This window comes from Stenotrophomonas sp. 21LCFQ19, from assembly GCF_056861425.1.
The window spans coordinates 1-22,162 of record NZ_JBSPUF010000003.1 but is presented as its reverse complement, the minus strand read 5'-3'; the positions used below and the strand labels follow the sequence as shown (position 1 = coordinate 22,162).

The following is a 22,162-nucleotide window of genomic DNA, read 5'->3' as shown; positions in this document are numbered from 1 at the left end:
CTACTCTCCCCTTCAAGCCGCCACTTCCCGCTTCAACAAGGCAATGAACTGCCGCAACAACGGCGTCACCGCTTCACGCCGCCATGCCAACTGGATCTCGGACGCCGCACCACGATCAGCCAGTTCCACGAAGCACGCGCCCTCCACCTGGATGTGGCCGCAGGAGGAGGGCAGTACGCATACACCAAGCCCGGCAGCGACCAGACTGATCAAGGTTGATGACTCACCGGCTTCCTGCACGATGCGCGGGCTGAAGCCGGCATTGCGGCACAGGGTGATCACATGGTCGTGGATGCCTGCACCGGAGTCGCGTGAGAAGCCGACAAACGGGTCGAGTGCGAATTGCTTCAACGACAAACGTACCGTTGCCGGGTCCTTGCCGCGCAGCGCCGGGTGGCTTGCATGCACGACCAGTGCCAAGGGATCGTCGAACAGGTGCTGTGCAACCAGTTCGTCCGGCAGCACGCGCTTGCGGATGATGCCCACGTCCAATTCGTCGGCAAGCAGGGCATCGATCTGGCGCAGGCTGTTCATTTCGCGCAGCTGCATCTGCACTTGTGGGTGCTGCTGCCGGTAAGCGTAGATCGCGCGCGGGATCTGCGGTGACAGCGGTGTCGCACGGGTCAGGCCGATGCGCAGCTCGCCGCTTTCGCCGCGTTGTGCGCGCTGCACACTGTCGACTGCCTTGTCCATGCGCTGCAGGATGTCGCGGGTTTGTTCCAGCAGTACGTCGCCTGCTGGTGTGAGCTGCACGCGGCGATGGCTGCGCACGAACAGCTGTGCATCAAGCAGGGTTTCCAGTTGCCGGATCTGTTGGCTGAGCGGCGGTTGCGACATGCCCAAGCGCTCGGCGGCACGACCGAAGTGCAAGGTGTCGGCGACGGCCAGGAAGTAGCGCAGGTGGCGGAGTTCCAGGGACATGCCATGAGTCTAGGCTGTGAGGCCTTTACCGACCAACTACGCACCCGTCATTCCCGCGCAGGCGGGAATCGCTCTTTGCTGGGTGTGTGAGACCAGGGCAAGGGCAGAGGCAAGAACAGAGGCAAGAACAGAGGCAAGTGCGATTCCCGCCTGCGCGGGAATGACGGCATCAAAGCCAAAAGCCAAAAGCCAAAAGCCGAAAGCCGAAAGCCAAAAAACTTACCGCTCCGAATGCCCGGTGTCGTCGTACTGCCTCGGCGCAAACAGATCCGGCTGGATCAACTCCACAAACGCCCTGGCCTGTGGCGACAACACCTTGCCCCGTCGCACCACAACGCCATAGCTGCGTGACGGGAAGTACTCACTCATCGCACGCGTCGCCAGTTTGTCGCGGTCGCCGTCGTTCAGGCACAGGGCAGTGACGATGCTGATGCCCATGCCCATTGCCACGTACTGCTTGATCACCTCCCAGCCGCCAACTTCAAGCGCCACCGTGTACGGCACGCGGTGCTGCTGGAACACCAGGTCGACCAGCCGCCAGGTGATCTGCCGGCGCGGCGGCAGGATCAGCGGCCACGGCGACAGGTCTTCCAGCGTCAGGTTCTTTTTCTTCGCCAGCGGGTGGTCGGGCGGGGTGATCAGCACCTGCTCGAAACGGTAGACCGGGGCGTAGCTGAGGTCGGCCGGCACATCCATCATCGAGCCGATGGCCAGGTCGGCGGCGTCGCTGCGTAGCAGGTCGGTGCCGTCGGCACTGATTGCGTTGTGCAGGGTCAGGCGCACATCCGGGTGCTGCTGACGAAAGTTTTCGACGATCTTCGGCAGGAGATACAGGATGGTCGAAGAATTTGCGGCGATATTCAGCTCGCCCGCATCCAACCCGCTGACCTTCTCGCGGAAACGCGGCAGCAGGCCGTCCAGGCTTTCCACTAGCGGCTGCGCCATGTCGTACAGCAGCTGGCCTTCGCGGGTAGGCACCAGCCGGCGCCCGCTGCGCTCGAACAGCACGACTCCCAACTCCCGTTCCAGCGCCTGCAGCTGCAGGCTCACCGCCGGTTGGCTGACAAAAAGCGCTTCCGAAGCACGCGAAACCGAGCCCAGGCGCACCGTCTGCAGGAATGCCCGCAGCGGCTTGAGCCGATCAGACTTGTAGGAAAAACGCGGAGTTACGGGCGTCTTGGTGGGCATGTTGAGGTAAGTATTAGCACAACTTATAGATAACATTGCAAAAACTGTTTTGTTAAATACCTCCCTGCGGCGGCACGTTGGAGTCCCCGACATACGCAGGAACCTCCGATGTCCGCCGTCGCCCACGCAGTCGTTGCCCAGCAGTCCGCCCCCCGCCCGACCCCGGGCATCACCCTGACCACCCAGCTGGCCGGCCAGTCCGCGCTGCTGCCGGCCGGCGTGCTGGGCCTGCTCGTATCGCTGCACCGTGCGGTCGAGCCGGGCCGGCAGGCGCGGCTGGCGGCCCGCCGCGAGCGCCAGGCCTTCTTCGATCAGGGCGGCCTGCCGGATTTCCGCGCCGACACCCGTGCCATCCGCGAGGAGGACTGGAGCGTGGCGCCGATCCCGGCCGCGCTGCAGGACCGCCGTGTCGAGATCACCGGCCCGACCGACCCGAAGATGGTCATCAATGCGCTGAACTCCGGTGCCAAAGTGTTCATGGCCGACTTCGAGGATTCGACCTCGCCGACCTGGCGCAATGTGCTGGCCGGCCAGCAGACGATGAAGGCGGCAGTGCGCGGCGACCTGGATTTCACCGCGCCGGCCACGGCCAAGGGCCCGGGCAAGCACTACACGCTGCGCCCGTTCGAAGAGCAGGCGGTGCTGATCGTGCGCCCGCGCGGCTGGCACCTGGACGAGAAGCACGTGCTGATCGACGGCCAGCCGATTGCCGGCGGCCTGTTCGATGCGGCCCTGTTCGCCTTCCACAACGCGCAGACCCTGATGGACAAGGACCGCGGCCCCTATTTCTACCTGCCCAAGCTGCAGTCAATGGAAGAGGCGGCGCTGTGGGAGACCGCGCTGTCGCACATCGAAGGGATGCTGTGCCTGCCGCATGGGCAGATCAAGGTCACCGTGCTGATCGAGACGCTGCCGGCGGTGTTCGAGATGGACGAGATCCTGTACGTGTTGCGTGATCGCATCGTCGGCCTGAACTGCGGTCGCTGGGATTACATTTTTTCCTACCTGAAGACCTTCCGCCGCCACGGCGACAAGGTGCTGCCGGAACGCGGGCAGGTGACGATGCCCCAGCCGTTCCTGAAGGCGTATTCGGAACTGCTGATCAAGACCTGCCACCGCCGTGGCGCGCATGCGATGGGCGGCATGGCCGCGCAGATCCCGATCAACCACGACGCCGCCGCCAACGAGCAGGCAATGGCGCGGGTGCGCGCCGACAAGCTGCGCGAAGTCACCGCCGGCCACGATGGCACCTGGGTGGCGCACCCGGCGCTGATCCCGGTGGCCCGCGCGATCTTTGACGAGCACATGTCCGGCCCCAACCAGCACCACGTGCTGCGCCGTGATGTGCAGGCCAGCCGCGATGAACTGATCGCGCCCTGCAGCGGCACGGTTACCCGCGCCGGCTTCGAGAACAACGTCGAAGTCTGCGTGCGTTACCTGGCCGCCTGGCTGGACGGCAACGGCTGCGTGCCCATCCACAACCTGATGGAAGACGCCGCCACCGCCGAGATCAGCCGCAGCCAGATCTGGCAGTGGCTGCATGCCGGCAACCAGCACCTGGATGACGGCACCGCGATCGATTTCGCGCTGCTGGCCAGCACCCTGCGCGCCTTGCCCGCACGCCTTGGCGATACCTCCGCGCTGCCCGGTGGCAGCCGTATCACCCAGGCCATCGGCCTGCTCGACCAGCTCAGCCGCGCCGACGAGCTGACCGACTTTCTGACCTTGCCTGCCTACCGGCAGATCGATTGACCCTTCCCCTTACGTACGCACCACTTTTTTGAGGACGACACGATGAGCAGCTACCAGCAACAGATCGCCGCCCTGCAGCAGGACTGGGATACCAACCCGCGTTGGAAGGGTTTGAAGCGCACCTACAGTGCCGCCGACGTGGTACGCCTGCGCGGCAGCGTGCAGCCGGAGTACACCCTGGCCAAGCGCGGTGCGGAGCGCCTGTGGGAACTGGTCAATGGCGGCTCGAAGAAGGGCTACGTCAACGCCTTTGGTGCGATCAGCGCCGGCCAGGCCATGCAGCAGGCCAAGGCCGGCTTGGAAGCGGTGTACCTGTCCGGCTGGCAGGTGGCCGCCGACGGCAATACCTCCGAAACCATGTACCCGGACCAGTCGCTGTACGCCTACGATTCGGTGCCGACCATGGTCCGCCGCATCAACAACACCTTCCAGCGCGCCGACGAAATCCAGTGGAAGAACATCATCGACGGCAAGGTCAAGGCCGAGGATGCGATCGATTTCTTCCTGCCCATCGTCGCCGATGGCGAGGCCGGATTCGGTGGCGTGTTGAACGCCTACGAGTTGATGAAGAACATGATCGTCGCCGGCGCCGCCGCGGTGCATTTCGAGGACCAGCTGGCGGCGGTGAAGAAGTGCGGCCACATGGGCGGCAAGGTGTTGGTGCCGACCCAGGAGGCGATCCAGAAGTTGTCGGCCGCGCGCCTGGCGGCGGACGTGCTGGGTGTGCCGACCATCGTGCTGGCTCGCACCGATGCCGAAGCCGCCAACCTGCTGACCAGCGACTTCGACCCCAATGACGCGCCGTTCGTCACCGGCCAGCGCACCGCCGAGGGCTTCTACCGGGTGAAGAACGGCCTGGAGCAGGCGATCAGCCGCGGCGTCGCCTACGCCCCGCACGCCGACCTGGTGTGGTGCGAGACCGGCACCCCGGACCTGGGCTTCGCCCGCGAATTCGCCCAGGCCGTGCATGCTGCCAGCCCCGGCAAGCTGCTGTCGTACAACTGCTCGCCCTCGTTCAACTGGAAGAAGAACCTGGACGACAAGACCATCGCCAGGTTCCAGGACGAGCTGGCCGCGCTGGGCTACAAGTACCAGTTCATCACCCTGGCTGGCATCCACATCAACTGGTTCAACACCTTCAAGTTCGCCCACGACTACGCCCGTGGCGAAGGCATGCGCCACTACGTGGAGCAGGTGCAGGAGCCGGAATTCGCCGCCCGTGAAAAGGGTTACACCTTCGTCTCGCACCAACAGGAAGTGGGCGCCGGTTACTTCGATGATGTGACCACGGTGATCCAGGGCGGCGCCTCCAGTGTGACCGCGCTGACCGGCTCCACCGAGGAAGAGCAGTTCCAGACTGAAGTCGCTGCCTGAGGGCGCTGGCCAGGTCGTTTCCAAGGGGCTCTTACGAGCCCCTTCTTTTTTTTGGGCATGACCCTGTATCAAACGGTGTGGCGGATCACAAAACCGATAATTTTGATGATAGGCTCGCGAGATTACTCGTCTGAGATGGGCGAGCGGTCCATGAGGCAGGGAATGAGCGGCATGGGAACAGGGGGTCTGGCACTGGAGTCTGAACTTTCCGTCGCTACGTCGACGGGAGGCGCGATACTGCGCGCGCAGTTGTCGCCGGTGGAGTTTGCGCTGTTTGCCGAGTACGGCGTGCGCCGCACGCTGCAGGCCGAGCAGGTGCTGTTCCGCCGTGGTGACCTGGGCAGCTCGATGTTCATCATCGTCAGCGGTACGGTCAGCCTGGACTTCGGCGCCGGCCTGGCACCCAAGCCGATGGGCTGCAACGACTTCTTTGGTGAACTTGGTCTGTTGATCGAGCGCCACCCGCGTTCCTGCGATGCGCGCGCCAACTGCGACAGCGTGTTGCTGGAGATCACCCACGAGAATTTCCATCGCCTGATCGACCAGGACCCGGCGATGGTGGTGTTCTTCCTGCGCCGTACCCTGTCGCGGGTGGTGTCCAGCGAGCAGCGCCTGATCGCCCAGCTCAGCCGTCGCAACCAGGAGTTGGAAACCGCGCTCGGCAATCTCTACAGCGCCAACCACGAGCTGCACCACACCCGTGAGCTGGTCTACAGCGATGATCTGACCGGGCTCAGCAACCGCCGTGCGCTCACCGCCTTTCTACAGAAGTCACACCGCTCCGGTCATCGCCCGCAGGGGCTGTTGCTGCTCGACTGCGATGACTTCAAGGGCTTGAACGACTCTTACGGTCACCTTGCTGGTGACCATGCCCTGCAGTGCTTCGGCCGTATTCTTGCCTCGGTGACCGGCAAGGACGATATCGCCTGCCGTCTTGGCGGCGACGAGTTCTGCGTATTGCTGATGAAGGCCGACGCCGCCAGTCTGTCGCGCACCGCCGAATTCGTGCTCGAAGCCATGCGCCACCTGATCGCCTACCCCGGCGCGACGGTCGGTGCCTGTTCGCTGAGTGTCGGCATGGTATTGATCGATGAGGACCACCACTGGAACGACGCCTATTCGCGCGCTGATCAAGCGCTGTACCTGGCAAAGCGCGAAGGCGGTAATCGCGCGCGGTGGTTCCTGGAGCAGTCCGGTGACCTCGGCTAGCACGGTTTAGCGCATGAGCAGCGAGACCGACGGGCCTTTATCCAACCGCCAGTTGAAGACGCTGGTATTGACCGATCTTTGTGATTCGGTGGCACTGACGGCGCGGATTGGCGATGCGGCGGCAGCCGAGCTGTTCCGCAGCCTGGACATGCGCGCGCTGCAGCTGCTGCAGCGCTGGAAAGGACGTCTGATCGATCGCTCCGATGGCATGTTCCTGCTGTTCGACGTGCCTACCCAGGGGCTGGGCTTTGCCTTGGACTACCTGGATGTGCTGGCTGAGATCGGCAGGGAGCGCAAGCTGCCGCTGCAGGCGCGGATCGGCATCCATGTGGGCGACGTGCTGTTCTGGCGCAACGATGAGGATGCGGTTGCTGCTGGCGCCAAGCCAGTCGATGTGGAAGGTGTGGCCAAGCCCACCGCCGCCCGTTTGATGGCGTTGGCGCGACCGAATCAGATCCTGCTGTCGTCAGTGGCCGAAGCACTGTTGCGCCCAAGCCAACGCGAGCTGGGCGAGCGCGGTGCGGACCTGCAATGGAAGTCGCACGGTCGCTGGTACTTCAAGGGCCTGCCGACGCCACAGGAAGTGTTTGAAGTGGGCACAACGGGTAGCGCTCCACTGCGCATGCCGGCCCGCTCCAGCAAGGCGTGGCGACGTCTGCCGCTGTGGCGGCGACCGGCAGCGCTGGTCGCCGAGTTGTTGCTGGTGGTTGCCGTGGGCGCTGTAGGATGGGTGTTGGTGCGCCCCGAGCCAGCCATCGCTTTTGCCGAGCGGGATTGGGTGGTCGTTGGCGACTTCAGCAACCAGACCGGCAACCTGGTGCTGGACGATGCCCTGCAGCAGGCACTGCGAATCAGTCTCGAGCAGTCCCGCCATGTGAATGTCCTCAGTGACCTGAAAGTGCGCGAGACCCTGCAGCAGATGCGCAAGGATCCTTCCCAACCGCTGGATCGTGATACAGCCAAGGAGGTCGCCATCCGGGATGGTGCGCGAGCCGTGGTCATGCCTGGTGTGCTGGAGCTGCACGGAAAGCTGCGGATCACCATGGAGGTTGTGGATCCCGCGTCCGGCAGGGTCGTGTATTCCGCATATGCGGACGGTGACGGGCTGGATTCGGCCTTGGGCTCCTTGGATAAGGTTGCTGCCGCCATCCGCCTGAAACTTGGTGAGGCCAGCGATGATCTTGGGCGCACATCCTTGCCGCTGCCACGGGTCGCCACCAGCAATCTGGATGCCTTGCATGCCTATGCGATGGGGGTTGGGGCCTATGCGGAGAAAAGGCGGGATGACGCAGAGGCCTATCTGGAGCAGGCCGAGCACCTGGATCCGGCTTTTGCCGCCGCATATATGGCCCAGATGCGGATCGCGTACTCGCGTGGGGACACGATTCTTGCGCGGGAACTGCTGCAGAAAGCAGTTGCATACCGCGATGATCTGACACCGCGCGAAGGTTTGTACCTGGATGCATGGGGGGCGGAGATCAATGGTGCCGGTGCGGCAGAGAGCGCCTACAAGTGGAAGCTGCTCGGCGATCTTTATCCTGACTACCACGCCGCGTACGCCAATCGCTCCAATGCATTGTTCACCCTTGGGCAGTACCCGGAAGCCGAGCGTTCGGCGCGGGGAGCCGTGGTCCCGCAGAACTCACTACGTCTGCTCGCGCAGCGCCAGCTCGCACGTACGCAGCTGGCACAGAACAAGCTTGATGAAGCCAAACAGAACTTCCAGGAGATAAGGGCGTCTGACGAACGCTATACCGACAGTGAGCTTGCCGCGACTTTGGCGGCGCAGGATGACTTTGCCGCAGCGCAGTCGGTTCTTGATTCACTGCCAAAGGAAGACATGTCCGGGTGGCTGCAGCGCATAGCTATCGCTGTGGATGCAGGAAAGCCGGAAGAAGCGCTTGCGCAGGCACGGGCGGGCGCGAGTCAATGCAAAGTCCAAGGCTATGTCTGCAGTGTCTTTCGCTTGCAGGAGCTCGCGGTGCTTCCCGAGATGGGTCACCCCGTGGCCGCTGCGACGTTCGAAAGAGAGCTTCAGCGGTTGCAGCAGGAAGCGCTGCAGGCCGTGGGCGCGGACACGGTGGAATGGGTGTTCATTGCCGCGTCTGCTCTGTACCTGGCCCAGCGCGCCGGACATCAGGGACTGGTGGCGTCGTGGCTGCCGCGTCTTGATGATGTGGGCAAGCGTGTGAACGATCCAAGAAGTCGACAGCTCCTGCAGTTGATACACGCAGGCCAGGAAGTGGACCGGCCGCGTATTGAAGAGGCGGTAGCCCGGCTACAGAAGCAGGTGGACGGCACGGAGTTGCTGCAGCTACACGTGGTTCTTGCAAGCCTGCAGGCCAAGCTTGGGAGACGTGAACTGGCCGAGAGCCAGCGTCAGTGGCTGGCGCTTCAGCGCGGTTTGGCCTATGCGGAGAACTCCGGCACGTACGCGCTCAAGGCGCGTAACGTGGGAGACGTGCGCCAGGCGCGCCGATGATGGGCGTGATTGCTTAGATCTGCGGCTTGCGCTGCAGCGAGCTGTCAACCTGGCCCGAGACGAAGCAATGAGGAATGTAGAAGGCAGCGTTGGCGGCCAGATGGGCAAGAAGGGCGTCGCGCGAACGCATGAATTCCGCCTTGCTCGCAAGCGGCCCGCTGGTTTCGCAGGTGCAGCTTGATGCAGCTGCTGAGGCGCTGATCTGCTGCAGCGCCTGGGACGGGCTCGCTGCGAACAACTCACGGAATGCATCATCGGTGCTGAGGAGGTCCAGAAGCTTAACCGCGTCTTCTTGTGAGAGAAGACTCTTTTCGTTACTCATGGCATTCAATCCAGAAAGTTGTTTGGGGAGTAGGCCACGGGCAGTGGCTGAGGATTCTCGGTCAACATAGCGGTATAAAAGACGGTAACTTTAGCGGTATTCACGATGGTGGATTACCACCGCTTGGTCCGACGCCCGCTGGGCGCTCTCTTTTTGCAAGAAATACCCATGCCCTCCACTGTTATTTCCCTTCGCCGTTGCAAACACCTTTTCATCGAGCCAAGGCGGGTGGATCGCTTCAGCCTGGATGATGTTCTTGCCGGCCGTGCCGGCTTGGTTTCGAGCGGCTGCTGGATGGCGCTGGCGCCGCATCTGCCGGAGGGTGTTGAGGTGTCCGCGGAGGCACTTCAGGTCCTGGGCGGGTTTGATGCGGATACCTGGACGGAAACAGCGCTGCCATTGAGCTCTCCGCAGCTCGAGTTGCTTGGGAAAGGATTGCTGTTCAGCGACTGCGGCAAAGGCAGCCATATCCGGTCGGACGAGCGGATCCGCGAGCTGGGCTGGTGGGGGCCAGCAGCTATGCTGCACTGGCAGGCTCGATGGGAAGACCGGAACAGCGTTGCTGCGATCGATTCGGTAGGCATCCAGACAGCAGCTGGGTTGCGCCAGCGCTTTGGTGCACCCCCGCCGGCAACGGTTGCGCCGGAAGGGCCCATGATCATGCTGCCCCGTCAGCCTGAGGACGAGGTGGACCGACGCCTGCAGATGCGTTGCACCTGCCGTAACTTTGACACTTCAAAACCGCTGTCGATGGCGGTCTTCTCACGTCTGATGGGGCGTTGCTTTGCTGCGACCGGAAGCTATCGGTTGGACGAGGAAAGCATCTTCCTGAAAAGAAACGCGCCATCAGCCGGCGGACTGCATGCGACCGAGAGCTACCTCATCATCCAGAACGTTGAAGGGGTGTTGCCCGGCTTGTATCACTATCACCCGATGGAGCACGCGCTCACGCTGATCCCTGGAGCGTTGACGCCGGAGCCAGGCGCCGCTGCAAGGTTCGTGGCGGGCCAGTTCTGGTTTGCAAACGCACACGTCATGATCGTGCTGGCCCCGCGCTTTGATCGCCTGCACTGGAAATACAGGGGGCATGCGAAGGCCTACCGTGCGGTGACATTGGATGTTGGTCACCTGTCGCAGCTGCTGCTGGGCTGCGCAACCGAGATGGGGCTCGGTGCCTTTGTAACGGCGGCGATCAACGAAAAAGAGATTGAACAGACCTTCGGATTCGATCCGATGGCGCAGAGCCCCTTGGCGATCTGCGGATTCGGATGGCGTGCGGAGGTGATGGAAACCACCGAGTTCGATCCTGCACAGGCGGTCTGGGAGTCGGTTGGCTGAGACGCGGCGGGCAATCAGCCCGCCTCGAAATCCACCAGCACCGCGCCATCGGCCACCTGGTCACCGGCCTTGGCGCGGAAGCCATGCACGGTGCCGTCGGCCGGCGCCTGCAGGGTGTGTTCCATCTTCATCGCTTCCATCACCAGCAGCGGCGTGCCGCGGCTGACACTGGTGCCGGGCTGCACGAGCAGGGTGACAACGCGGCCCGGCATCGGTGCCAGCAGGCTGCCGCCATGGTCGTTGCTGTTGTCGGCTTCGGCGACCGGGTCGTGGATGTTGAAGCGCTGCTGCTGTTCGCTGCCGAAGACGTACAGCATGTTGCCTTCGCGGATTGCCTGGCCGCGCTGCAGGCGTTCACCCAGCTGCAGGGCGTAGCCAGTGCTGTCGGTTTTCCCGGTCACGCTGATTGATGCGTCGCCGACCTGCACCTGCCAGCCGTTGGCGCTGTCGCGCACCTGCAGCTGCTTGCGCTGCTCCAGGTGCTCCAGCGTCACCAAGCGTGCTGCGGGGCCGGTGAGCCGCCAGCTGTCGGCGATTGCCCACGGTGATGCATCGTTGCCGTGCGGCGTGTCGTTGGCTACGGCAAGCACAGCCGCCAATGCCCAATCATTGTCACTGGCAGCAACGTGGTGGATATCCAGCGCCTCGCGCTCGCGTTCGATCAGTGCGGTATCGAGATTGGCAGTGCGGAACGAGTCGGTCAGCACCAGCCGGCGCAGGAAGGCGGCATTGGTGGTCACACCGACGACCTGGCACTGCGCCAAGGCCTGCTGCATGCGCTGCAGGGCGCTGGCACGGTCCACATCCCAGACGATCAGCTTGGCGATCATCGGATCGTAGTACGGGGTGATTGCATCGCCTTGCTCGACCCCTGCGTCCACGCGCACATTGGCGCTGGGTTGCGGCAGGCGCAGATGGCGCAGCGTGCCGGTGGAAGGCAGGAAGCCGCGGTCGGCGTCTTCGGCGTAGAGCCGTGCCTCGATGGCGTGGCCGTGGATCTGCAGTTGTTCCTGCGTCTTCGGCAGCGGCTGGCCGGCGGCCACACGTAGCTGCCACTCGACCAGGTCGGTGCCAGTGATCAGCTCGGTGACAGGATGCTCGACCTGCAAGCGGGTGTTCATTTCCATGAAATAGAAATCGCCATCCGGCCCGGCGATGAACTCCACCGTGCCCGCACCGACGTAACCGACTGCGCGTGCGGCATCGGTAGCCGCCTTGCCCATCGCGGCGCGGCGTTCGGCGGTCATGCCGGGCGCGGGCGCTTCCTCCAGCACCTTCTGATGGCGGCGTTGCACCGAGCAGTCACGCTCGAACAGATAGACCACGTTGCCATGGCTGTCGCCGAACACCTGTATCTCGATATGGCGCGGGCGCTCGACGTACTTCTCCACCAGCACATGTGCATTGCTGAACGAAGCCTGCGCCTCGCGCTGGCAGCTGGCCAACGCGGCCTCGAAGTCGGCACTGGCCTCGACCTTGCGCATGCCCTTGCCGCCACCGCCGGCGCTGGCCTTGATCAGCACTGGATAACCAATCGCATCGGCCTGCGCGCGCAGGAATTCGGGCTCCTGCCGCTCACCGTGATAGCCCGGCGTCAGCGGCACGTTGGCAGTCTGCATCAACGCCTTGGCCGAACTCTTATCGCCCATCGCATCGATGGCACTGGCCGGTGGCCCGATGAAGACGATCCCTGCAGCATGACAGGCACGCGCGAAGCCTGCGTTCTCGGAGAGAAAGCCGTAACCCGGATGGATGGCCTGTGCACCGCTGCGCCGCGCAGCATCGAGAATGACCTCGGTGCGCAGATAGCTCTCGGCAGCCGGCGCAGCACCAATATGGATAGCCTCGTCAGCCAGCCGCACATGCCGCGCATTGCGGTCGGCATCCGAGTACACCGCCACGGTAGCGATGCCCAGTCGACGGCAGGTAGCAATAACGCGGCAGGCGATTTCACCACGATTGGCGATCAGGATCTTGTTGAACATTGTCTTATCCACGATGTGCCGCGCGGGCAGGGGAGGAGCCAAGGGCTTTCGCCGTTGTTGTTGCTGTTGCTCTTGAACTTGCTTTTGCTCTAACGGGCCCTTTCCGCAGCGACGGAACCGGTGGGGAATACCCGAAGGGCGACGTGCATGGATGCGCGTCGTTTTTCGCCACGACAGGGATGTCGTGTCGAAAAATCCCGCCGGTGGAGTGCACCCGGCACGCGAAGCATGCTGGGCGCGTAGGCAGGGCGTGCTTGACCAGCCATTCGGCTGTTGAACAGGCGCTTCTTTTGGTTATCTTCTCTTTGCACGAGCAAAGAGAAGTAACTCGCTCCCCGAAGGGGAGCGAAAGCTCTTGATTCAACGCTATTTCATCAAAAAAGCGCATGGCGCCATCACATCCGGAACACACCAAACCGCGTGTCCTGCGCCGGCGCATTGAGACTGGCAGCCAAGGCCAGCCCAAGCACCCGCCGCGTATCCGCCGGATCAATAACTCCGTCATCCCACAAACGCGCACTCGCGTAATACGGATGACCCTGCTGCTCGAACTGATCACGGATCGGCTGCTTGAACGCATCTTCCTCTTCGATCGACCACGCACCACCCTTGGCCTCGATACCATCACGCTTGACCGTGGCCAACACACTGGCGGCCTGCTCGCCGCCCATCACCCCGATCCGCGCGTTCGGCCACATCCACAGGAAGTGCGGTGAATACGCGCGCCCGCACATGCCGTAATTGCCGGCGCCGAACGAACCACCGATCACCACTGTGTACTTCGGCACGCGTGCATTGGCCACCGCCATGACGAGCTTCGCGCCGTCCTTGGCAATACCACCGTGCTCGTACTTGCGGCCGACCATGAAGCCGGTGATGTTCTGCAGGAACAGCAGCGGGATATTGCGCTGGCAACACAGCTCGATGAAGTGCGCACCCTTCAGCGCGGACTCCGAGAACAGGATGCCGTTGTTGGCGATGATGCCGACCGGATGGCCATGCACATGCGCGAAACCGGTGACCAAGGTGTTGCCATAGCGCGGCTTGAACTCATCGAAACGCGAACCATCGACGATGCGTGCGATCACTTCGCGCACGTCGTAGGGCTTGCGTGTATCGGCTGGAATCACGCCATAAAGCTCTTGCGGATCAAGCAGCGGTGCCTCGCTGGCCTGCAGCGCAACGCCTGCATCGGGCTTGCGCCAGTTCAAGTTGGCGATGATGGAACGCACCCGTGCCAGCGCCTGCAGGTCGTTGTCGGCCATGTGGTCGGCAACACCGGAGATGCGCGTATGCACGTCGGCACCGCCGAGTTCTTCGGCGCTGACCACTTCGCCGGTTGCGGCCTTCACCAGCGGCGGACCGCCGAGGAAGATCGTGCCCTGTTCCTTGACGATGACGGTTTCATCGCTCATCGCCGGCACATAGGCGCCGCCGGCGGTGCAGCTGCCCATCACGCAGGCGATCTGCGGAATGCCCTGTGCCGACAGGTTGGCCTGGTTGTAGAAGATGCGGCCGAAATGATCGCGGTCGGGGAAGACTTCATCCTGCAGCGGCAGGAAGGCGCCACCGGAGTCGACCAGGTAGATGCAGGGAAGACGGTTCTGCTGGGCGATTTCCTGCGCACGCAGATGCTTCTTCACCGTCACCGGGTAATAGGTGCCGCCCTTGACCGTGGCATCGTTGGCGACGATCAGGCATTCCACCCCGGAGACGCGGCCGATGCCGGCGACCATGCCGGCGCCCGGCACTGGATCGGCATACATGCCGTGGGCGGCCAGCGGCGCGACCTCCAGGAACGGGCTGCCGGGATCGAGCAGGGCATCGATACGCTCGCGCACCAGCAGCTTGCCGCGCGCACTGTGCTTGGCCCGGGCTGCATCGCTGCCGCCGCGTGCGGTGGCTTCAAGTGTGGCGCGCAGATCATCGACCTGGGCCTGCATCGCGGCGCGGTTGGCTTCGAAGCTGTCACTGCCGGGTTGCAGCTGGGAGGTGAGTACGGTCATGGCCGAGGTCCTGGATTTTTATCGTCCTTCTCCCTTCGGGAGAAGAGCCTGTCCCCGCGAAGGCGGGGATGCCCCGAAAGGGGCGGATGAGGGTAGGCACGCAGCCTGCAACTATCTGTTCCTGCAGTGGCTTCGCCGCCGACCCTCACCCCAACCCCTCTCCCGGAGGGAGAGGGGCTAAAGCGGATTCATGCGGTCTTCTGGAACAACTCCCGCCCAATCAACATGCGGCGGATTTCCGAAGTACCAGCACCAATCTCATACAACTTGGCATCACGCCACAAGCGCCCGGCCGGGTACTCGTTGATATAGCCATTGCCGCCGAGGATCTGGATCGCTTCACCTGCCGCCCAGGTCGCCTTCTCGGCCGAGTAAAGAATCGCGCCGGCCGCATCCTGACGCGTGGTGCGGCCCTGGTCGCAGGCCTTGGCTACTGCGTACACATAGGCGCGGCAGGCATTGAGGCCGACATACATGTCGGCCAGCTTGGCCTGGATCAGCTGGAAGGTGCCGATCGCCTCGCCGAACTGCTTGCGCTCATGCACATACGGCAGCACCACATCCAGCGCCGCCGACATCAGACCCAGCGGGCCGCCGGACAACACCACGCGCTCGTAGTCCAGGCCGGACATCAACACCTTGACGCCACCACCAACCGCACCCAGCACGTTCTCGACCGGCACTTCGCAGTCCTGGAACACCAGCTCGCAGGTGTTGGACGAACGCATGCCCAGCTTGTCCAGCTTCTGCGCGGTGGAGAAGCCCTTCATGCCCTTTTCGATGATGAAGGCGGTGATGCCGCGCGAGCCGGCGTCCGGGTCGGTCTTGGCATAGACGATCAGGACATCGGCATCGGGACCGTTGGTGATCCACATCTTGTTGCCGTTGAGCACGTAGTGATCACCGCGCAGCTCGGCGCGCAGCTTCATCGACACCACGTCAGAGCCGGCGCCTGGTTCGCTCATCGCCAAAGCACCGACGTGTTCGCCGCTGCACAGCTTGGGCAGGTACTTGTGCTTCTGTGCTTCGCTGGCGTTCTTGCGCAGTTGGTTGAGGCACAGGTTGGAATGCGCGCCATAGGACAGGCCGATGCCGCCGGAAGCGCGCGAGATTTCCTCCATCGCCACCACATGCGCCAGGTAGCCCATGCCGCTGCCGCCGTATTCTTCTTCCACGGTCATGCCCAGCAGGCCCTGTTCGCCAAGCTGGCGCCAGAGCTGGTTGGGGAAGTGGTTGCTGGCGTCTGCTTCGGCGGCCAGCGGCGCGATGTGGGCGGCGGCAAACTGCGCCACGCTTTCGCGCAGCATGTCGATTTCTTCGCCCAGATCAAAATTCAGGGTGGGGACGTGCATGGCTGGCTCCGGTACTGCTTGGCGATAAGGGGCGCACCGGGTTGGGGGGACGGGCAGGCCGTCGGCACGGGCGTTTGCGCGCAGCCTAGCGGCTCCCGGCTAAAAAGTGAATACAAATTCAAAAATTGAACATAGAATCAACAAATGGCTTACAAGCGCTCGGAATTGATGGAAAAACGGCTGGCGGGCAACCGCGAGCGGATCCTGGCTGCCGCCCGCCGGCTGGTCGCCGCAGGCGGCTATCGCAATGCGCCGATCACCGCGGTGGCGGCCGAGGCGGGGGTATCGACCGGGCTGATCTACCGGCACTTCCCGTCCAAGGCAGAGCTGTTCGTGGAGGTGCTGACCTTCGCCGTGGAGCACGAGCTGGAGATCCTCGCCGCCATCGCCGATGAGCCCTTGCCGGCGCCGCAGCGGCTGCAGTTGGCGGTGGCTTCGTTCGTGCGACGCGCCATGGCCGGTCCGGGCCTGGCCTATGCCTTCATCGCCGAGCCGGTCGACCCGGAAGTGGAGGCCGAGCGCATCCGTTGCCGGCGGCTGTTCGGTGACGTGTTCAAGCGCATCCTTGAAGACGGCGTGCGCGCTGGCGAGCTGCCGGCGCAGGACTTGGAAATCAGCGCGGCCTGCATCGTTGGTGCCTTCACCGAAGCCCTGGTCGGGCCGACCGCGCCCAGCCGCGATGGCCTGCGCGATGGCGAACATCTGGTCGCTGCGATCAGTGCGCTATGCCTGCGCGCAGCCGGTGCGCCGCTGCCGCACTGAGTGCTGTAACCACCTTGGGATGCTGCATTGCCGCACTTTTGCGCGTGTTCATGGGCATTGCGGGAGCAGGCGGACGCTGGTCTATACTCGCCCAGCAGCTGCTGGTCCACCGACAACTCGCCCGGGGTGATGAGACGTGCGGAATTACGACCTTGAGTTCCTGAAACGCTTTTCCATCGTGATCGCCATCCTGGCCGTCATCACGATTGGCTTGATCATCTTCGCCTCCTACCTGCAGCACGTCATTCCCAAGGAAGTGTCGCCGACCGCGACCAAACGCATCGAGCAACGCATTGCACCCATCGGTGCGGTGTACGCCGGTGCTACCGGTGCGTCGGCGCAGGCTGCAGCCGCCGCTGCGGCAGCAGCTGCTGCGGCCGCCAGCGGGGCCTACGGTGGCACCCTGGACGGCAAGACCATCTTCGACAGCCTGTGCACTGCCTGCCACACCACCGGCGTGGGCAACGCGCCAACCCTGGACCACAGCCACTGGGACAAACGCTTGGCGCAGGGCAAGGACACCCTCTACAAGCACGCCATCGAGGGCTATACCGGCCCGGACGGCGGCATCATGCCGCCCAAGGGCGGCAATGCCGGGCTCAGCGAGGAGCAGATCCACGCCACCGTGGACTGGATGCTGGCCAATCTGAAATAGAAAGCCGCCAGACTCACGCAGCTGGCAATAGACCCGATTGCTGCAGAATAGCCGGCGCCGCCCCACCAGGGCGGCGCTTTGTGTTTCCGTCTTCCCCGGAGTGCGTCCATGCGTTGTACCCCTAGCTTGCTTGCCCTGGCCTTGGCTGCCGCCTGTTCCGGCGCGGCGCTGGCTGCCCCGTCCAAGCCCGTCGTACTGCCGATCGGCAGCGTGCAGGGCACGACCGACCACAGCCCGTATGCGGGCAAGACCGTCACCATCGAGGGCGCGGTGACCGCCGATATGCGCGATGGCCTGGGCGGCATCTTCGTGCAGGACGCAGGTGATGGTGATGCCGCCTCTTCCGATGGCTTGTTCGTGCGCCTGCCCAAGGAGCAGACCGTGCAGGTCGGTCAGTGGCTGCGCATCACCGGCACCGTCGAGGAGCAGGCTGCCGGCAAGAGCGAGCAGGGCCTGACCACGCTGCAGGCGCAGACCATCAGCCCGGCCGCAGCGCGGCCCGTACCGGCGCCGCTGGTGTTGACCGATGTCCCCGCCAACTGGGAAGCATTGGAAGGCATGCAGGTGCGCATTCCGACTGGCCTGACCGTGGCTGGCCAGGACCAGCTCTCACGCTATGGCGAACTGACCGCTGCCTTCGGCGGCCGCCTGTGGCAGCCCAGCGAAGTGGCCGCCGCCGGCAGCCCTGAACAAGCCGCGGTGATTGCCGACAACAACCGCCGTCGCCTGCGCCTGGACGATGCCAGCGGCAAGCGCGATCCGGGCGCGGTGCCGTATCTGGCGCCGGACCAGCTGCTGCGCAGCGGCGCGCAGCTGCGCGAGGTACAGGGCATCGTCGACCAGCGTTTCGATGGCGGCTATCGCCTGCAGCTGACCGCCCCGGTCGTGGTGGACGCCGAGCGCCCGCAGCAGCCACCGACGGTGGCTGGCGGCCTGCGCATCGCTGCGTTCAATCTGGAGAATTACTTCAACGGCGACGGCAAGGGCGGCGGCTATCCGACCCTGCGTGGCGCCAAGACCGCCGAACAGCAGGCGGCGCAGCAGGCCAAGCTGATCACCACCATCGGCAGCCTCAATGCCGACGTTGCTGCACTGATGGAACTGGAGAACGACGGCTACGGCCCGGGCTCGGCGATCGATCAGTTGGTGCGCGCGCTCAATGCCGCGCAGGGCAAGGATGGCGATTGGCGCTTCGTCGATGCTGGCAAGGGCCCGGGCGACAACCCGATCCGCGTCGGCATCATCTACCGCGCGTCAAAGGTGAGCCCGGTCGGCAAGCCGGCGGTGCTGGAGCGCGAGCCGTTTGGCGAACGCAGCCGCGTGCCGCTGGCGCAGGCGTTCCGCATGGGCCGCAAGGGCACGCCGTTCGTGGTGGTGGCCAACCACTTCAAGTCCAAGGGCTGCTCGGAAGCGAGCGGCGATAACGCTGATCGCAATGACGGCCAGGGCTGCTGGAACGCCACCCGCGTGGAATCGGCCAAGTTGCTGCACAACTGGTTGCAGGAAGATCCGACCGGTAGCGGCAGCCGCGATGCGGTGCTGCTGGGCGACTTCAACGCCTATGCGATGGAAGACCCGATCCGCACCTTGAACGCCGATGGCTGGCAGGACGCGTTCAAGGTGGCCGGTGTGCAGCAGCCTTATAGCTACGTCTACAACGGCATGACCGGTCGCCTGGACCACGCGCTGTTGAGTCCGGGCATGGCCGCACGGCTGAAGGGCGCAGCCGAGTGGCATATCAATGCCGATGAAGCGGACGAGGTTGGTTACCAGGGCCGCAACGTGCCGGGGCCGTGGCGCAGCTCGGACCATGATCCGTTGTTGCTGGGGTTTGAGCCCTAAGGCTGAGAGCTAGAAGCTAGAAGCTAGAAGCTAGAAGCTAGAAGCTTAGGAGCACCCCTCCCCAACCCTCCCCTTCGCTGCGCGAAAGGGAGGGGGCAGTTTTTCTCCCTCCCTTTGCCGCAGGCAAGGGGAGGGTTGGGGAGGGGTGCTGTTCTCCCTCCCTTTCGCGCAGCGAAGGGGAGGGCCGGGGAGGGGTGCCTTTGCTGTTGCTCCAGATCAACAGAACCCTCAAAGCGTCCCGCGCGCAATCAAGGCTATCGCCACCACCGCCAGCGCCAGGCCTGCGCGGTTCCACACGCCGGTCTTCTCGCCGAACACCAGCACGCCGACCAGCGCACCCAGGCACACCACACCAATATTCATGCCTGCGAAAATCGTCGCCGGGCTGTGCGGCAACGCCTGGTGCGCACGCACGTAAAACAGAATGTTGCCGAAGTTGAGCAGCCCGAGCAGCAGGCCAAAGCCTAGATTGCCCAGCGTCAGTCGGCTGTTGCCGCTGACATGCCGCTGCAGCTGCCACGCAAGCATCAGCACGAAGGCGATGCCGAAGCTCACCAGCAGGGCCGCGATGGATGGCGTACCGGCCGCTGCAACCTGCTTGAGCAGGATGTCGATCAAGGCAAAGCCGGCCCATACCCCGAGCAACCAGCCCCAGCTGGAGCGCGAGCGCTCCGTGCTGCCGCCATCGCGCGCGGTCACACCGACAATCGCCAGCAAGCCCAGCCCCAGCCCAGCCAGCTTCCAGCCATTGGCCTGTTCGCCGAACAGCAGGAAGGCGGCGGCCAATGACAGCAGCAGGGACAGTCGCTGGGCCACGTCGCTGCGCACGATGCCGGCCTCGCGCACCGCGCGGGCCAGCACAAGGAAGATGCCGGGCAGCGCCACGGCAAGGCCAAGCAGCGCCAGCCACGGCGTATGCCCGCTCTGCAGCGACTGCAAGGAAGGTTTGAGCAACAGCAGCGACAGCACGCTGGCGGCAAGATAGTTCCAGGTCACCGCCTGGGCGATATCGACGCCGCGGCGTGGCGCCAGTTTCAGCAGCACCGATACCAGAACACTGCAGATCACACTCAGGACAAGGAAATGCATGGATTTGGGCAGTTGTGAAGGGCAGGCGTGAAGCCGCCGGACGGGGCCGCTATTATGGCCGCATGCAAACTCTCCCATTCCCCCACGAATCGGCGACGCTGATGCTGGACGGCCCGGCCGGTCCGCTGGAAGTCGGCGTCGACCTGCCCGATGGCGAGTCCGCCGCGCGTCCGATCATCGCCGTCATCTGCCACCCGCTGTCCATCGAGGGCGGCAGCATGCACAACAAGGTGGTGACCATGGTCTCGCGCGCGCTGCGCGACCTGGGCATCACCACCGTGCGTTTCAACTTCCGCAGCGTCGGCGCCTCGGTTGGCACCTACGACAATGGTGAAGGCGAAGCCGACGATCTGCGCGCGGTGGTCAACTGGGTGCGCAGTGAGCGTCCGGATGCCACATTGTGGCTGGCTGGTTTCAGCTTTGGCGCCTATGTGTCGCTGCGCGCTGCCGCGCAGCTGCAACCGCAGGCCTTGATCTCGATCGCACCACCGGTTGGCCGCCGCACCTGGGACTTCTCCGAAGTGCAGCCGCCGGCCAACTGGCTGGTAGTGCAGGGCGATGCCGACGAAGTGGTCGATGCACAAGGCGTGTACCAGTGGCTGGAATCGCTGCCGAATCCGCCGCAGCTGGTGCGCATGCCGGACACCTCGCATTTCTTCCACCGCAAGTTGATCGACCTGCGCGGCGCCATCCAGCATGAAGTGCGGCGCTGGCTGCCTGACGGCAGCAACTGAGCATGGATGCAATGACCCCCTCACAACGCTACGCCGCCGGCGTGGCCCGCGGCGATTGGCGCGACGATGTCGCCCAGCATGCGGCGCTGGCCGAGCTGGACCGCATCCATCTGGCCATTGTCGACAGTGCGCAGGATGGCTGGCTGGACCGGCTGTCGGCGTTCTGGAAGAAGCCCGAGCCGGTAAAAGGGTTGTACTTCTGGGGCGGCGTGGGTCGCGGCAAGACCTTCCTGGTTGACCTGTTCTATGACGGCTTGCCGATCGAGCAGAAGTACCGCACCCACTTCCATCGTTTCATGCGCGGTATCCACGAGCAGCTGCATGAGCACCAGGGGCAAAGCGATCCGCTGGCGAAGATTGCCCAGCAGTGGCGCGACAAGCTGCGCGTGCTGGTGCTGGATGAGTTCTTCGTCACCGACATCGGCGATGCGATGTTGCTGGGACGCCTGTTGGAGCGGTTGTTCGCCGAGGGCGTGACCCTGGTGACCACCTCCAATACGGCGGTGGAGAACCTCTATCTCAACGGCCTGCAGCGTGACAGTTTCCTGCCGGCGATTGCCTTGCTGGAGAAGTACTGCGTCGAGCTGTATGCCGAAGGCACCGAGGACTACCGCATGCGCGCGCTGACCCGCTCGCCGGTATACCGAGCGCCGTTGGATGCGGAAAGTGATGCGTGGCTGGCCGGGCGCTGGAAAGAGCTGAGCGGTGCCGAAGAAGCACGCGGCGGCAATATCCAGATCGAGGGCCGCAAGATCCCGGTGCGTGGCCGTGGCAAGAGCATTGCCTGGTTTGATTTCGCAGCTTTGTGCGAAGGCCCGCGTGGGCCGTCGGACTACATCGAGATCGCACGCGAGTTCACCACCGTGCTGCTCGGTGGCATACCGCACTTCGATCGCCTCAACGAAGATGCCGCGCGCCGCTTCGTCAACCTGATCGATGAGTTGTACGACCGCCAGGTCAACCTGGTCTGCACTGCCCAGGACGCGCCGCCGCTGCTGTACAGCGGCACTCGCCTGGCCGGCGCCTTCGAGCGCACCGCCAGCCGCCTGATCGAGATGCAGAGCGCCGAGTACCTGGGCACCGCGCACCGCAACTGACTCGTAGTGCCGAGCCATGCTCGGCAAGGGGCATTCCCGCCAAAACCTCTGCCG

17 protein-coding genes are annotated in these 22,162 nt (G+C 64.1%); 10 read left to right on the top strand and 7 right to left on the bottom strand.

Annotation, left to right across the window (positions count from 1 at the left end; translation table 11 throughout):
* Window positions 1–12: 12 nt before the first annotated feature.
* Both AC13FW_RS04180 and AC13FW_RS04175 read right to left on the bottom strand, forming a co-directional pair.
* Window positions 13–921: a LysR family transcriptional regulator gene (locus tag AC13FW_RS04180; RefSeq protein WP_482988291.1), complete on the bottom strand. Its 909-nt coding sequence runs from the start codon at window positions 919–921 to the stop codon at window positions 13–15.
* Window positions 922–1,140: 219 nt separating this feature from the next.
* Complete coding sequence (locus AC13FW_RS04175) at window positions 1,141–2,109, bottom strand: LysR family transcriptional regulator (protein WP_482988290.1); 969 nt, start codon at window positions 2,107–2,109, stop codon at window positions 1,141–1,143.
* Between the two features lie 108 nt (window positions 2,110–2,217).
* Here AC13FW_RS04175 and aceB point away from each other — a divergent pair, with 108 nt between their 5' ends.
* The 4 genes from aceB to AC13FW_RS04155 all read left to right on the top strand — a co-directional run bounded on the left by aceB (window position 2,218) and on the right by AC13FW_RS04155 (window position 8,926).
* Complete coding sequence (gene aceB, locus AC13FW_RS04170) at window positions 2,218–3,861, top strand: malate synthase A (RefSeq protein ID WP_482988289.1); 1,644 nt, start codon at window positions 2,218–2,220, stop codon at window positions 3,859–3,861.
* 42 nt (window positions 3,862–3,903) lie between these two features.
* A complete protein-coding gene (gene aceA, locus AC13FW_RS04165; protein WP_296247512.1) occupies window positions 3,904–5,235 on the top strand; it encodes an isocitrate lyase in 1,332 nt (443 codons plus the stop codon).
* Window positions 5,236–5,406: 171 nt separating this feature from the next.
* A complete protein-coding gene (locus AC13FW_RS04160; RefSeq protein ID WP_482988288.1) occupies window positions 5,407–6,444 on the top strand; it encodes a GGDEF domain-containing protein in 1,038 nt (345 codons plus the stop codon).
* A 13-nt stretch (window positions 6,445–6,457) separates the two neighbouring features.
* The gene (locus AC13FW_RS04155) at window positions 6,458–8,926 is read left to right on the top strand and encodes a putative peptide modification system cyclase (RefSeq protein ID WP_482988287.1); all 2,469 of its coding nucleotides are present in this window, start codon (window positions 6,458–6,460) and stop codon (window positions 8,924–8,926) included.
* Window positions 8,927–8,939: 13 nt separating this feature from the next.
* On the opposite strand, the gene AC13FW_RS04150 is transcribed toward AC13FW_RS04155, so the two are convergent.
* Complete coding sequence (locus tag AC13FW_RS04150; RefSeq protein WP_482988286.1) at window positions 8,940–9,248, bottom strand: NHLP-related RiPP peptide; 309 nt, start codon at window positions 9,246–9,248, stop codon at window positions 8,940–8,942.
* Between the two features lie 168 nt (window positions 9,249–9,416).
* Here AC13FW_RS04150 and AC13FW_RS04145 point away from each other — a divergent pair, with 168 nt between their 5' ends.
* The gene (locus AC13FW_RS04145) at window positions 9,417–10,586 is read left to right on the top strand and encodes a putative peptide maturation dehydrogenase (RefSeq protein ID WP_482988285.1); all 1,170 of its coding nucleotides are present in this window, start codon (window positions 9,417–9,419) and stop codon (window positions 10,584–10,586) included.
* A gap of 14 nt (window positions 10,587–10,600) precedes the next feature.
* Here AC13FW_RS04145 and AC13FW_RS04140 read toward each other — a convergent pair whose 3' ends face one another.
* The 3 genes from AC13FW_RS04140 to AC13FW_RS04130 all read right to left on the bottom strand — a co-directional run bounded on the left by AC13FW_RS04140 (window position 10,601) and on the right by AC13FW_RS04130 (window position 15,929).
* Window positions 10,601–12,571, bottom strand: coding sequence for an acetyl/propionyl/methylcrotonyl-CoA carboxylase subunit alpha (locus AC13FW_RS04140; protein WP_482988284.1), 1,971 nt, complete (start codon window positions 12,569–12,571; stop codon window positions 10,601–10,603).
* Window positions 12,572–12,966: 395 nt separating this feature from the next.
* Window positions 12,967–14,577 (bottom strand): carboxyl transferase domain-containing protein, encoded by a 1,611-nt coding sequence (locus AC13FW_RS04135; RefSeq protein WP_482988283.1) that lies wholly within the window; start codon window positions 14,575–14,577, stop codon window positions 12,967–12,969.
* A gap of 188 nt (window positions 14,578–14,765) precedes the next feature.
* The gene (locus tag AC13FW_RS04130; RefSeq protein ID WP_296247527.1) at window positions 14,766–15,929 is read right to left on the bottom strand and encodes an isovaleryl-CoA dehydrogenase; all 1,164 of its coding nucleotides are present in this window, start codon (window positions 15,927–15,929) and stop codon (window positions 14,766–14,768) included.
* A 144-nt stretch (window positions 15,930–16,073) separates the two neighbouring features.
* Here AC13FW_RS04130 and AC13FW_RS04125 point away from each other — a divergent pair, with 144 nt between their 5' ends.
* The 3 genes from AC13FW_RS04125 to AC13FW_RS04115 all read left to right on the top strand — a co-directional run bounded on the left by AC13FW_RS04125 (window position 16,074) and on the right by AC13FW_RS04115 (window position 19,188).
* Window positions 16,074–16,691 (top strand): TetR/AcrR family transcriptional regulator, encoded by a 618-nt coding sequence (locus AC13FW_RS04125; RefSeq protein ID WP_296247529.1) that lies wholly within the window; start codon window positions 16,074–16,076, stop codon window positions 16,689–16,691.
* Between the two features lie 136 nt (window positions 16,692–16,827).
* Window positions 16,828–17,346 carry a c-type cytochrome gene (locus AC13FW_RS04120; RefSeq protein WP_296247531.1) on the top strand — a complete coding sequence of 173 codons (519 nt, stop codon included), beginning with the start codon at window positions 16,828–16,830 and terminating at the stop codon, window positions 17,344–17,346.
* 108 nt (window positions 17,347–17,454) lie between these two features.
* Window positions 17,455–19,188 (top strand): ExeM/NucH family extracellular endonuclease, encoded by a 1,734-nt coding sequence (locus AC13FW_RS04115; protein WP_482988282.1) that lies wholly within the window; start codon window positions 17,455–17,457, stop codon window positions 19,186–19,188.
* Window positions 19,189–19,416: 228 nt separating this feature from the next.
* Here the strand turns inward: AC13FW_RS04115 and AC13FW_RS04110 are convergent, their stop codons facing one another.
* Window positions 19,417–20,277 carry an EamA family transporter gene (locus AC13FW_RS04110; protein WP_482988281.1) on the bottom strand — a complete coding sequence of 287 codons (861 nt, stop codon included), beginning with the start codon at window positions 20,275–20,277 and terminating at the stop codon, window positions 19,417–19,419.
* Window positions 20,278–20,339: 62 nt separating this feature from the next.
* Here AC13FW_RS04110 and AC13FW_RS04105 point away from each other — a divergent pair, with 62 nt between their 5' ends.
* Entirely contained in the window at window positions 20,340–21,011 is a 672-nt protein-coding gene (locus AC13FW_RS04105) for an alpha/beta hydrolase (RefSeq protein ID WP_482988280.1), read from the top strand.
* A gap of 2 nt (window positions 21,012–21,013) precedes the next feature.
* Entirely contained in the window at window positions 21,014–22,108 is a 1,095-nt protein-coding gene (gene zapE / locus AC13FW_RS04100; protein WP_296247539.1) for a cell division protein ZapE, read from the top strand.
* The last annotated feature ends 54 nt before the right edge of the window (window positions 22,109–22,162 follow it).